This is a genomic window from Paenibacillus sp. PL91, from assembly GCF_012935325.2.
Lineage (GTDB): Bacteria > Bacillota > Bacilli > Paenibacillales > Paenibacillaceae > Pristimantibacillus.
The window spans coordinates 289,882-301,859 of sequence record NZ_JABBYG020000001.1 but is presented as its reverse complement, the minus strand read 5'-3'; the positions used below and the strand labels follow the sequence as shown (position 1 = coordinate 301,859).

The window sequence follows — 11,978 nt, the reverse complement described above, 5'->3', positions numbered from 1 at the left end:
ACAAGTCAATATTATACCACAACAGGCGAACTTATGGGTATATCCGCCTGCAAAAAAACCGTCCGAATGAATCGGACGGTTCAATCAAGCAGCCTGCTAAGCGCGCGAGATGTATTTGCCTTCACGAGTATCGATTAGCAAAACGTCGCCTTCGTTAATGAACAGTGGAACTTGAACGTTAAGGCCAGTTTCAACCTTAGCTGTTTTTGTTGCGCCTTGCGCCGTGTTGCCCTTCACGCCTGGCTCCGTTTCAATTACTTTCAGCTCAACGCTGTTTTGCATTTGAATACCAAGAATTTCGCCTTGGTAGCTTGAAATGTTGACGTTCATGTTCTCTTTCAGGAAGTTAAGCTCCCATTCAAGCTGCTTCTTGTCCAAGTTGAATTGGTCAAACGTTTCATTATCCATGAATGTGTACTCCGAGCCGGAGTTGTACAGGTACTGTACTTCACGGTTCTCGATAATGGCACGGCCGATGCTCTCGCCCGCACGGAACGTTTTCTCAACAACGTTGCCGTTGCGAAGGTTTTTCAGCTTGGAGCGAACAAATGCAGCGCCTTTACCCGGCTTAACGTGTTGAAAGTCAAGAACGGTGAAAATATCGGAGTCAACTTGCACGGTCAAGCCTGTTTTAAAATCGTTTACTGAAATCATTGCTGATTCCCTCCTGAATGAATAGTCCTTACCCCAGAGTGATTAGATCCTTCGGGGATGAGGTTAATATTTTAATACCGGTTTCCGTAATAACGATATCATCCTCAATGCGTACGCCGCCAAAGCCTGGTACGTAAATGCCGGGTTCAACCGTGACCGTCATGCCGGGGGTTAAAATCGTTTCGCTTAATTTGGACAATCTAGGCGCTTCGTGGATTTCCATGCCAAGGCCATGTCCAGTGCCATGTCCGAACAGATCGCCATATCCGTACTTCGTAATAATATCGCGGCACAATGCGTCAGCCTCGCGACCAGTCATGCCCGGCTTAATATGCGCAAGCGCGTGCAGCTGTGCTTCGAGAACGATATTATAAATTTCCAGATGCTTAGCTGTTGGTGTCCCTACTACGACTGTTCTCGTCAAATCAGAGCAATAGCCATTATAGTAGGCGCCAAAATCAAGCTTCACAAATTCGTTATCGCCGATGATACGATCGCTCGCTACACCATGCGGCAATGCGGAGCGCTCGCCCGATGCAACGATGGTGTCGAAGGAAGAGGATGTTGCGCCATGACTGCGCATATACACTTCCATTTCAAGCGCGATATCGGTTTCACGAACGCCTGGGCGAATGATCTTCAAAATATGGTTGAAGGTGCTGTCCGCAAGGTCAGCGGCCTCTTGCATAATTTGCAGCTCTGCCGCGTCTTTAATGATGCGAAGCTTTTCGACCAAGCCCGATGCAGGCTCCAGCGTAATGCCGCTCAACGTTTTTGACCACGCGGTGAATTCACTGTATACAACATGATCCTGCTCGAAAGCCAGCTTAGTCAGCTTTTCTTGCTTCAGCAGCTCGTGCACGTTCTCAAGCGGGCTTGGCCCATGCTCGATAATTTGAAAGCCTGCAGCTTGCAGCGGCGCTTGCGTACGATAGCGGAAATCAGTAAGCAAATAGCTATCGCTTTGCGTAATCAACACCATGCCTGACGAGCCAGTGAAGCCGCTTATGTAGCGACGATTATGCTCGCTCCCAATTAATATCGCTTCAAAGTGATGTTCTTCCATCAGCTTTCGCAATCGCTTTACTCTAGCGTTTGGCATAACCGCTTCACCCTTTCTTTAACAACCGTTTACGATTTTTGCAAATGACGTGCCAGCGCAGTTAGGCCGAGCTCGTAGCTCTGAGAGCCAAAGCCGGCAATTTGTCCGACCGCGATCGCGGCGACGACGGATACATGCCGAAACGATTCTCTCTTATGAATGTTCGACATATGCACCTCGACAATCGGCAGCCCTACGGTGCTGAGCGCATCGCGCAGCGCATAGCTGTAATGCGTCCAAGCGCCAGGGTTTATGAGAATACCGTCTGCCTTTCCGTAAGCACTATGTATGCGATCAATCATATCGCCCTCATGATTCGTTTGGAAAAACTCAACGGAGACGCCAAGCGCCTCGGCTTTATCCCTCAAGAGCGATTCAATGAAACCAAGCGTTTCTGTCCCGTACACACCAGGCTCGCGGATACCGAGCATGTTAAGGTTCGGTCCGTTCAAAACAACGATTTTGTGCATGAATGCACCTCCCAAGCAACCGAATCCATCATAGGTTCAAAGATCAATAGCCATTTTACCACAAATGTCCGCCGCTTGAGAAGTAGAACTCATTAATGTGCGTTTATCGGCTCCCGTGAAGCTTCATCCGTAAACTCAAAGGCAATCGAATAACCGATAAATACCCCCCATAGCAAAAAGACGCAAAGCTCGGTGTAAAGCGTATTCCAGCCAGCTTTCCTTATGCCCTCCATAATGCCAAGCATCGGGCCGACAACTGCAAAGAGAATTGCCCACCACGCTGCGCCATACAAAATACCTGGCCACGGCCCTCGCAAACGGCCGAGCGCAACCTTATAAATTAATGCTGCAGCTATTGAAAAAAGGACGAAAACAGCAACACCTACTACTTCTCCCCATGCTGTTTTCAGAAAGGAGGCTTTGAAGAAAGGATCAGCCGCAAAGCCGGGAAGGATGCTCGTAAACTTCATCTCATAGAACATCCAGCGAACGATGCCCCAGATTAAGCCAGCGAAGAAGCCGATTTTGATCGAAAAAAGCCACGGGTTCGTATGATGGTCCTCATATTCGTTTTTCTGTTTCTGTTTTCCCATGTTGATGCCTCCATTCTTGTATCGATCGTTGCCTAGCTTAGTATGCGAAATAAATCCGATCCATAACCGCCGACTTCCATTAAAGCATTCCGTTTCCAACATGCTAGCGTTGGCAATTAGCCAATAGATAAAGTACAATAGACTTACAAAGTTTCAGGTACATTCGTCGGCTCAACTAAGACGATATTCCACTCAAGGAAGGTGACAAGCTCTTGCCGCAAGACTCCCGAAGCATATATGGCGGACAAGCGGTTATTGAAGGCGTAATGTTTGCTGGCAAACACGTTAATGTAACAGCTGTCCGACGCAAAAATGATGAAATCGTATTTTATGAGGTGCCCCGCACATCCAAGAGCTGGATTCAAGCCTTAAAAAAAATTCCGCTCGTTCGAGGCGTAGTCGGCATTTTGGAATCCAGCGCCAAAGGCTCGCAGCATTTGAACTTTTCAATGGAGACCTATGCAGAGGATGAAGCCGGCGAGGAGAAAGATGCCGCTTCGGCTGACCAACCGGTCAAGGCGAAGGATGAAAAAAAACAAGGCTGGAGCCTTAGCATGCTGGTTGGCGTAGCCGTAGCGGGTGTGCTTTCGTTTATTTTCGGAAAGCTTATATTTACGGCAGCTCCTGCTGCACTTGAAGAATTGCTATTCTCAGGGGTATTTGAGAACAAGATCGGTCATAATTTGTTAGAGGGACTTATCAAAATTATTTTATTGCTTGCTTATTTATATTTCATATCCATGACACCGCTTATCAAGCGTTTGTTCCAATATCATGGTGCTGAGCATAAAGTAATTAGCGCCTATGAAGCGGGCGAGGAACTTAGCATAAGCAATGTACAGAAATACAGCCGTCTGCACTATCGCTGCGGCTCTAGCTTTATCGTATTTACGGTTATCGTAGGCGTTGTCGTCTATTCGCTACCGTTCTTCACTTGGGATTCCATTTGGGAACGTGTCTACATCCGTATTCTCCTGCTTCCGCTCGTGCTTGGCATTTCTTACGAGGTGCTGCGCTGGACAAATGCTTTGCGTGAGATTCCTTTTCTCCGCTACCTCGGTTATCCGGGATTGTGGCTGCAATTGCTTACGACAAAAGAGCCGCGCGATGAGCAAGTAGCCGTTTCCATCGCTTCCTTCAAACGGATGCTAGAGCTTGATAAACAAATGAAATAAACGATATTTAAACAAGGAAAGGCGGTATTACAATGAGCAGAGTACCGAGCAAATGGAATATTTGGTCCATCACTTTACTCGCGTTGCTGGCAATTGGCCTCGTGTATAGTGTAGTTCAAAGCCCAGCAGCATTTATTATTCCGATCGTGGTGCTTGGCGGTATTTTCCTGCTTTATAAATATCCGCCTGCCTTCTTAAGAGGAGCCAGCACACAGCGTGGCCGAACCGAGGTCAAGCAAAGCCGAGCTACCGCTGCCAAAATGAAAGCCAATAAACCTCGCTCAAAAACCGTGCCCTTCCGTGTAATCGAAGGCGGCAAGGATGACGATGATTTGCCAAAATATCATTAGCAAACAAAAAGAAGGTCTGCGGCATAATAGCTGCAGACCTTCTTTTTGTTTGTTAGAACCTACACCTTATGTATTACTCGCTGTCCATTTCCGCACGAACAGCGCGAAGCTCGTCCATTCTTTGAGAGTCGCGGCGAAAATATTCAACCAGCGTCTCAATGCAAGTAATTGAATCCCAGCTTAAATGGTGCTCGATGCCTTCAACATCCTGATAAATATTTTCATCCTGTACGCCGATTGTGGTAAGGAACGATTCCAGCAGCTGATGCCGGTCGACTAGCCTTTTCCCCATCTTCTTGCCTTTATTGGTCAGGACAAGCCCGCGATACTTTTCATAAATCAAATAATTATCTTTGTCGAGCTTTTGAATCATTTTGGTGACCGACGAAGGATGCACCTCTAGTCCTTCCGCGATGTCCGAAACGCGCGCATAACCTTTTTCATCAATCAGCTTATAAATTCTTTCCAAGTAGTCTTCCATGCTCGGTGTCGGCACTGAAGAACCCCCTAACCATACTTCTTCACCTTGTCTCTTAGGCGTTACTCTATGTATCATACACTGTTCATTATGCTCACTGCAACCTGTTCGCGATTCGATAACCGATTAAGAAGCGTAAACCACGCTTGAACTTACCAGTTTGAGCCGCTCTTCTCCTTCACACAATAAGTTGATTTGATTGCGATTTATGAACAGGAGGAATGACTGATGAGTACAGCCATTATTGATCGGCCCAAACCGGATCGTTCCACCCTCTCCTTCGTTCCAGAGCTCGTTTATTTTGAACCGTCTGCGCTCGATTATCCAAAAGGTCAGCGAATTTTCGAATGGGTCAAGAAGGAGGGCATTCCATACCGAATGACGACCTCCCACAACCGCATTACGAATCTGCCCGGCGATACCGAGCTCGAGCAATATAAAATCGCAAAGCGCACGCTAGTCGTCGGCATTCGCAAAACATTGAAGTTTGACACCTCCAAGCCTTCGGCCGAATATGCGATTCCCATTGCAACCGGCTGTATGGCTCATTGTCACTATTGTTATTTGCAGACGACTTTGGGAGCCAAGCCTTATATTCGAGTATACGTCAATATGGACGATATTTTGGAAGCAGCGCGAGGCTATATTGACGAACGAGCCCCGGAAATTACCCGCTTTGAAGCGGCTTGTACGTCTGATCCCGTTGGACTTGAGCCCATCTCGGGAAGCCTGCGCGAGCTCATCGAATTTATGGGGGCACAAGAGCATGGCAGGCTGCGTTTCGTAACCAAATTTCATCATGTGGATTCCCTGCTTGACGCAAAGCACAACGGCCATACGCGCATACGCTTCAGTGTCAATGATAAATACGTTATTAAACATTTTGAGCCTGCTACGTCAAAATTCGAACAACGGATTGAGGCCGCCGCTAAGGTAGCTAAGGCAGGTTATCCAATGGGCTTCATCATTGCCCCGATTATTTGGCATGAAGGCTGGGAGGAAGGCTATGGCGAGCTTATATCGTCGCTTGCAGCAGCACTCCCGCTAGAGGCAACGAAGGAGCTCACCTTTGAACTGATCCAGCATCGGTTTACCAAAACGGCTAAAGCGGTAATCGAAAAACGCTATCCGCGTACAAAGCTTGAAATGGATATCGAAAAACGAAAATACAAATGGGGCCGCTGGGGACAAGGGAAATATGTATACCCTGATGAACAAGCAAATGCGCTCCGCATGTATTTATCGGAGCGCATCTTTGAGCATTTTCCAGATGCGAAAATTGAATATTTTACGTAAAATCGTTGTTTTTAAAAAGCGAGCCATTCCGGCGTAATGACATTCAGCCAAATCGTTATTTTGGTCATTTGATCGGTAAACAGCAAAATACCCATCAGTATCATTACGGCTCCGCCGATCTTCATGACGGTTGCGGAGTATTTCAATATCCATCTCGCCGTTCCAAGGAAAAAGGCAAGGACAAAAAAAGGAATGGCGAAGCCGAGCGCATAGGCAGACGTCAATCGAAACCATGTTCCGGGCTCCGTCGCCGCTAGACCTAATATAGCTGTAAGTGCAGGACCCATGCATGGCGACCAGCCTGCCGAAAAACCGATTCCAAAAATAAAGGAGCTGATATAGCTCGCTTTCTTCGGGATAAGGTTCATTCTCCGATCTTTCATAAGCAGCTGCGGTTGGAATAATCCAATAAGAAAAAGTCCCATTAAAATGATTAAAATAGCAGATATCTGCCTAATCAGCTGCCTGTACTCACTAAAAAACTCGGCAAACACATTCGTTCCGTAGCCCAAAGCGTAATACACGGTACAGAAGCCCAAAATGAAAAACAGCGTATGCGACATCGTGAGCATACGTTTTTGTTTTGCATTCGTATTTCCTTTGAGGTCCGCTACCGATATGCCCGTTATGTATGATAAATAAGAGGGATATAGCGGCAAGCAGCAAGGTGAAATAAACGATGCAAAGCCGGCACCGAATGCCAGCCAAATGTTAATATCAGACATGCGTGTTCACCCCAATTCGAATCAACTGCCTGCTCGAACACCGCGGCGGAAGACGAGCAGCAAAAGCAATACCGCGATAAGCAATAAAACAATCGTGCCGCCCGGCGCTAGATTCCATACGCCTGCCATGAGCAGTCCGATAATGACAGCCAGCTCGCCAACGATCACGACCGTAATGACGCTTTGCCGGAAGCTTCTGGCAATGATCAAGCTGCATGCAGCAGGTATCGTAAGCAAGGCGGATACGAGCAGCGCGCCCACAATTTTGATAGAAACGCTAATAATAAGTGCGGTAAGCACGCTAATCATAACATTATAAAATTTTACGGGCAAGCCGCTTACCGCAGCCGCATCCTCGTCAAACGTAATGAGAAACAGCTCCTTGACCTGCAGCCATATTGCAGCAAGAACGATAAGCGTAACGCCTCCTATTACATAAAGATCGTTGCTGTTTAGCGTGTAAATGCTGCCGAACAAATAACTGTCCACATTTTTAAACCCTTTCCCCATTGTGAAAAACAGCGAGGCAAGGGCAACGCCGCCCGACATAATAATAGCGATGGACAGCTCCGCATAAGATTTGTAGGCTTTCCTAAGCTTCTCTATCGCAAAGGATGCTGCGATGGCGAACAAGAGCCCTACCGCAATCGGATACACGCCAATCAAAAATCCGAGCGCTACGCCGGCAATGGAGACGTGAGATAAGGTGTCCCCAATCATGGACAGTCTGCGCAGCACAAGAAATAAGCCCATTAGCGGGGCAGTTACGCCGATGAGCAACCCGCCAATAAGGGCTCGTTGAAAAAATTCGCTAGTTACGATCTCCAATCAAAACAACCTCTTTCCTGCTCTCCATTTGCTTCCGCAGCCCTTTTAAGCTGTGCGCCAGGTCATTTTCCACGCAGTCCTGCGTTTCATGCGAATGCTTAATGTGAAACTTAAGCTTCCCGTTTTTTGCAGCCGGCTCTTGGCCTAGGTAGGAGCGAATCATATCCAGGTCGTGGGAAACCATCAGAAACGTAATATTATGATGCTGATGCATATGCTTGATCATATGGAAGAAGCTCTCCTGCGTCTCCGTATCAATCCCAACCGTAGGCTCATCCAAAATGAGCAATGACGGACTATTGATCAGCGCCCTTGCTAGAAATACACGCTGCTGCTGACCGCCTGACAGCTGGCCGATTCGCTTATCCTTCAAGTCCTCGATGCCCATCGCGTGAAGCGCATCCTCGCACTTGATGAAATCCGCTTTGTTCATTTTCTTAAACAGCTTGCTCCGTCCATAAAGCCCGGATAGCACAACCTCTCGCACAGTAGCCGGGAACAGCGGATTTAATGCATTTTTTTGCGGAACGTATCCGATACGCTCCCATTGCTTAAACTTGTCTATTCGTTCTCCAAATAAACGGATCGTGCCGCTTGTAGGCTTCAGCAAGCCAACAATCATACGCAGCAGCGTCGTTTTTCCAGCGCCATTCGTACCAATTAAGCCAATGAAGTCCCGTTCCTTCACCGCAAAGCTTAAATCCGAGATGACCGTTTGCTGCTGGAAAGAAAAGGAGACGTCCTCCAATGAGATAACCTCTTGGTGGCAGCTAGCGTCGGCAATAGTTATTCGATTCGATTGCGCCATAACTTCTCTCCTCACAGCAATACAGAGCTGCAGCAGCTCTGTAGGATTGCCTTTTGTTCTATTGTAATGCTTGCACAAGATTTTGCAAGTTGCGTTCCATCAGTGTTAAGTAGGTTTGGTCATCCTTTTCTTGCTCTGGCGTCAAGCCCTCCAGCGGGTTAAGCACCATCGTCTCGACATCAGCTTCACTTGCTAGCGTCTGTGCAAGCTGATCGGACACCAGCTCTTCGAAGAAAATATATTTGACGTTGTTTGCTTTAACAAACTTCGCGATGTCCAGCAAATCCTGCGCGCGCGGCTCTGCATCCGGGTTAAGCCCCATGATGGATACTTGCTTCAAGCCATAATCGCGAGCTAAGTAACCAAATGCTTCATGGGAAGTAACGATGTTTTTATTTGGTACTTGAGAAAGCTTGGCGGTATAGTCAGCATCGATGGCTTCCAGCTTCGTAAGCAATGCCTCATAGTTTTTCTCATAGTCTGCTTGGTTTGCGCTATCGACTTCAATCAAACTATTTTTAATATTTTCAGCTAGCTTAAGCGCTGATTTTGGGCTAACCCACGTATGCGGATCAGCACTGCCATGCTCATGCGCTTCTTCATCGGCATGTTCTTCTTCATGCTCTTCTTCATGCTCTTCCTCAGAGCTTTCGATAAGGGTTATGCCTTTACTAATCTCTTTGGTAGCAACCGCGCTGTCCTTGGACAAGCCCTTCAGAAAATCATCTACCCAACCCTCAAGGCCTGCTCCATGATACAGGAATAGCTGTGCCTTCGAGGCGGTGCTCAAATCACGGCTCTTCGGGGTCCAGTCATGCGGCTCTACGCCGGCAGCGATTAGATTTACTGCCTTAATATGCTCTCCGCCGATTTCCGATGCTAGAAAGTATAAAGGATAAAAGCTAGTAACGACGCTGATCTGATCAGTATCAGACTTGTTCGTTGCAGCCGTGTTATCATTCGCTGAATCAGCTGGCGTGCCCGCATTGTTGTTATTGCCGCAAGCTGCCATCACAAACAGCATAGCGATCAGCAGCAGGCTTAGCGCCGATAAACGTATCGATGATTTCCATTTTGAATCTTTCATTGGTGTTCTCTCCATTCTGTTTCTCTCTCTTCTTCGTAATCGTTATGATTACGTTTTGTATTATACGATGCCTTTAAATAGACTGTCAACCTTATTTCAAAGGAAAAGTTTCGCTAATATGCAGACATGATTGCTATCGATTACTTGTATTGACGAAATTTAAGCGAAATATGACAAATCACATTCGTCAAAGGTGAAACAGTAGATTCATAGGCTATAAAAATAAGGGTGCCCAGGAAGTCATCGAGACTTCTGGAGCACCCTCTTTTACTCAGCTAATCCTAAATCATTTATTTGACAACCGCGCCATTTGGCATGTCTTCTGGCACTGTAGCCAGCGTCAATTGATCGCCATGCGAAGCGGCAAGAATCATGCCTTGCGACCATTCGCCGCGCAGCTTGACCGGCTTCAAGTTCGTTACGCAAATAACTTTACGCCCAACCATTTGCTCCGGTGTATAAAACTTGGCAATGCCGGAGACGACCTGACGCTGCTCATAACCTAGATCCAGCTGCAGCTTAAGCAGCTTATCGGCTTTGTTAACAGGCTCTGCCGCAATCACCTGAGCAACGCGGAGCTCCACTTTCGCAAAGTCATCGATCGCTATTTCTTCCTTCGACTCACCAGCAGCTTGCGGCGATTCAACTGCCTTCGCGTCCGCAGCAGCCGGTTGATCCGCCGCTTGCTCTGGCTTCGCTCCGCCGCCCATTTCATTCGCGATAAAGGCTGCTTCTTCCGTCGTATCCAGACGAGGGAACAATGGCGTGCCTTTGCTCACTTTCGTTCCTCCAGGCAGCGAACCGAATTGCTTGGTGCTCTCCCATGACGTCAGCTCGCCTTCCGCAAGGCCCAGCTGCTTCCACATTTCACGCGGAGCATGCGTTAAGAACGGCTGAAGAAGGATCGAAACGATGCGAAGCGATTCTGCCAAATGGTACATAACGGATGCAAGCTCTCCGCTCTTAGCCTCATCCTTGGCAAGAGTCCACGGCTGCGTTTCATCGATATATTTGTTTGTGCGGCTTACTAGCTGCCACAACGTTGCCAGCGCCACTGAAAACTCCATCGTTTCGAGTGCAGATTCCACCTGAACGATCGTTTCACTCGCAAGCTTCTGCAAGGAATCGTCGAAAGCAGTTACTGTGCCTGAGAAATTTGGAACGACGCCTTCAAAATATTTGTCAATCATTGCGATTGTCCGATTAAGCAGATTCCCAAGGTCATTGGCGAGATCAAAGTTAATCCGCTCGACGAAGTTTTCCGGCGTAAATGTACCGTCTGCTCCGAACGGCACCTCGCGCAATAAATAATAACGAAGCGCGTCCAATCCGTAACGTTCGATCAGCATAACCGGATCAACGACATTGCCCTTCGACTTCGACATTTTGCCATCCTTCATCAGCAGCCAGCCGTGCGCAAATACCTTCTTAGGAAGCGGCAGCTCAAGCGCCATCAGCATAATTGGCCAATAAATCGTATGGAAACGGACGATTTCCTTACCGACCAAATGGACGTCTGCAGGCCAGAAATCTTGGAACTTCTGATCCTTGCCCTCATTGCCGTAGCCGAGCGCAGTAATGTAGTTCGACAATGCGTCGATCCATACATAAACGACATGCTTCGGATCTCCTGGCACTTTAACGCCCCAATCAAACGTCGTGCGCGATACAGCCAAATCCTCAAGGCCAGGTTTGATGAAATTGTTGATCATCTCGTTTTTGCGTGATTCCGGCTGTATGAAGTCCGGGTTGTCCTCATAGTACTTAAGCAAGCGGTCCGCATATTTGCTCATCCGGAAGAAATAGCTTTCCTCCTTAACGAGCTCAACAGGACGTCCGCAGTCCGGACAATTGCCGTCAACGAGCTGGCGCTCAAGGAAAAAGGATTCGCATGGCGTACAATACCAGCCTTCGTAAGTGCTCTTGTAAATATCGTCCTGCTCCAAAAACTTGGCGAATATTTTCTCGACAACACGCTTATGTCGATCTTCCGTCGTACGAATGAAATCGTCATTGGAGATTTCAAGCTTTGCCCATAGATCCTTAATGCCAACGACGATATCATCGACGAATTGCTGCGGCGATTGATCCTTTTCCTTCGCTTTCCGTTCGATCTTCTGTCCATGCTCGTCCGTACCTGTCAAATACCATACGTCATAGCCGCGAAGGCGTTTATAACGCGCCATTGCATCACCCGCAACCGTCGTATACGCATGGCCGATATGAAGCTTATCGCTCGGATAATAAATCGGCGTCGTAATATAAAACGTATTTTTGCTTGTCATGTGAATCCCCCTATTTCATTTTTTTTAACCTAAAAAAACGCAAAAAACTCCCGTCCATCATGGGACGAGAGTTTGAACTCACGCGGTACCACCCAAATTTCAATCTTGAAGCAGCCGGTTAGACTGG

Annotated in this window: 13 protein-coding genes; 3 read left to right on the top strand and 10 right to left on the bottom strand. The window is 47.5% G+C overall.

What is annotated here, in order from left to right; genetic code table 11:
- Nucleotides 1–96: 96 nt before the first annotated feature.
- The 4 genes from efp to HI950_RS01440 all read right to left on the bottom strand — a co-directional run bounded on the left by efp (nt 97) and on the right by HI950_RS01440 (nt 2,819).
- Nucleotides 97–654, bottom strand: a complete 558-nt coding sequence (gene efp, locus HI950_RS01455) for an elongation factor P (RefSeq protein ID WP_076266942.1) — start codon at nt 652–654, stop codon at nt 97–99.
- 28 nt (nt 655–682) lie between these two features.
- The gene (locus tag HI950_RS01450) at nt 683–1,756 is read right to left on the bottom strand and encodes a M24 family metallopeptidase (protein ID WP_169081916.1); all 1,074 of its coding nucleotides are present in this window, start codon (nt 1,754–1,756) and stop codon (nt 683–685) included.
- Nucleotides 1,757–1,785: 29 nt separating this feature from the next.
- Nucleotides 1,786–2,226 carry a type II 3-dehydroquinate dehydratase gene (aroQ, locus tag HI950_RS01445; protein WP_169081917.1) on the bottom strand — a complete coding sequence of 147 codons (441 nt, stop codon included), beginning with the start codon at nt 2,224–2,226 and terminating at the stop codon, nt 1,786–1,788.
- Nucleotides 2,227–2,318: 92 nt separating this feature from the next.
- Nucleotides 2,319–2,819 carry a YqhR family membrane protein gene (locus tag HI950_RS01440; protein WP_169081918.1) on the bottom strand — a complete coding sequence of 167 codons (501 nt, stop codon included), beginning with the start codon at nt 2,817–2,819 and terminating at the stop codon, nt 2,319–2,321.
- A 212-nt stretch (nt 2,820–3,031) separates the two neighbouring features.
- Here HI950_RS01440 and HI950_RS01435 point away from each other — a divergent pair, with 212 nt between their 5' ends.
- Nucleotides 3,032–3,994 (top strand): DUF1385 domain-containing protein, encoded by a 963-nt coding sequence (locus HI950_RS01435; RefSeq protein WP_187768010.1) that lies wholly within the window; start codon nt 3,032–3,034, stop codon nt 3,992–3,994.
- Between the two features lie 32 nt (nt 3,995–4,026).
- A complete protein-coding gene (locus tag HI950_RS01430; protein ID WP_169081919.1) occupies nt 4,027–4,344 on the top strand; it encodes a hypothetical protein in 318 nt (105 codons plus the stop codon).
- Between the two features lie 73 nt (nt 4,345–4,417).
- Here HI950_RS01430 and mntR read toward each other — a convergent pair whose 3' ends face one another.
- On the bottom strand, nt 4,418–4,840 hold the full coding sequence (mntR, locus tag HI950_RS01425; RefSeq protein WP_053376766.1) for a transcriptional regulator MntR: 423 nt from the start codon (nt 4,838–4,840) through the stop codon (nt 4,418–4,420).
- Between the two features lie 210 nt (nt 4,841–5,050).
- On the opposite strand from mntR, the gene splB reads away from it, so the two are divergent.
- Complete coding sequence (gene splB / locus HI950_RS01420) at nt 5,051–6,118, top strand: spore photoproduct lyase (RefSeq protein WP_169081920.1); 1,068 nt, start codon at nt 5,051–5,053, stop codon at nt 6,116–6,118.
- A gap of 11 nt (nt 6,119–6,129) precedes the next feature.
- Here splB and HI950_RS01415 read toward each other — a convergent pair whose 3' ends face one another.
- The 5 genes from HI950_RS01415 to metG all read right to left on the bottom strand — a co-directional run bounded on the left by HI950_RS01415 (nt 6,130) and on the right by metG (nt 11,851).
- The gene (locus HI950_RS01415; RefSeq protein ID WP_169081921.1) at nt 6,130–6,843 is read right to left on the bottom strand and encodes a cytochrome c biogenesis CcdA family protein; all 714 of its coding nucleotides are present in this window, start codon (nt 6,841–6,843) and stop codon (nt 6,130–6,132) included.
- Nucleotides 6,844–6,864: 21 nt separating this feature from the next.
- Nucleotides 6,865–7,671, bottom strand: a complete 807-nt coding sequence (locus HI950_RS01410; protein ID WP_169081922.1) for a metal ABC transporter permease — start codon at nt 7,669–7,671, stop codon at nt 6,865–6,867.
- Nucleotides 7,655–8,479 carry a metal ABC transporter ATP-binding protein gene (locus tag HI950_RS01405; protein WP_169081923.1) on the bottom strand — a complete coding sequence of 275 codons (825 nt, stop codon included), beginning with the start codon at nt 8,477–8,479 and terminating at the stop codon, nt 7,655–7,657. The genes HI950_RS01410 and HI950_RS01405 overlap by 17 nt, the downstream gene beginning before the upstream one ends.
- Before the next feature lie 58 nt (nt 8,480–8,537).
- Nucleotides 8,538–9,566, bottom strand: coding sequence for a metal ABC transporter solute-binding protein, Zn/Mn family (locus tag HI950_RS01400; protein ID WP_169081924.1), 1,029 nt, complete (start codon nt 9,564–9,566; stop codon nt 8,538–8,540).
- 290 nt (nt 9,567–9,856) lie between these two features.
- The gene (gene metG / locus HI950_RS01395) at nt 9,857–11,851 is read right to left on the bottom strand and encodes a methionine--tRNA ligase (protein ID WP_169081925.1); all 1,995 of its coding nucleotides are present in this window, start codon (nt 11,849–11,851) and stop codon (nt 9,857–9,859) included.
- Between the last annotated feature and the right edge of the window lie 127 nt (nt 11,852–11,978).

Bases quoted from the DNA above. Each gene is read 5' to 3' on its own strand.
- metG (WP_169081925.1), bottom strand. From the start codon at position 11,851: ATGACAAGCAAAAATACGTTTTATATTACGACGCCGATTTATTATCCG.
- HI950_RS01450 (WP_169081916.1), bottom strand. From the start codon at position 1,756: ATGCCAAACGCTAGAGTAAAGCGATTGCGAAAGCTGATGGAAGAACAT.
- HI950_RS01405 (WP_169081923.1), bottom strand. From the start codon at position 8,479: ATGGCGCAATCGAATCGAATAACTATTGCCGACGCTAGCTGCCACCAA.
- HI950_RS01400 (WP_169081924.1), bottom strand. From the start codon at position 9,566: ATGAAAGATTCAAAATGGAAATCATCGATACGTTTATCGGCGCTAAGC.
- HI950_RS01440 (WP_169081918.1), bottom strand. From the start codon at position 2,819: ATGGGAAAACAGAAACAGAAAAACGAATATGAGGACCATCATACGAAC.
- HI950_RS01430 (WP_169081919.1), top strand. From the start codon at position 4,027: ATGAGCAGAGTACCGAGCAAATGGAATATTTGGTCCATCACTTTACTC.
- efp (WP_076266942.1), bottom strand. From the start codon at position 654: ATGATTTCAGTAAACGATTTTAAAACAGGCTTGACCGTGCAAGTTGAC.
- aroQ (WP_169081917.1), bottom strand. From the start codon at position 2,226: ATGCACAAAATCGTTGTTTTGAACGGACCGAACCTTAACATGCTCGGT.
- splB (WP_169081920.1), top strand. From the start codon at position 5,051: ATGAGTACAGCCATTATTGATCGGCCCAAACCGGATCGTTCCACCCTC.
- HI950_RS01415 (WP_169081921.1), bottom strand. From the start codon at position 6,843: ATGTCTGATATTAACATTTGGCTGGCATTCGGTGCCGGCTTTGCATCG.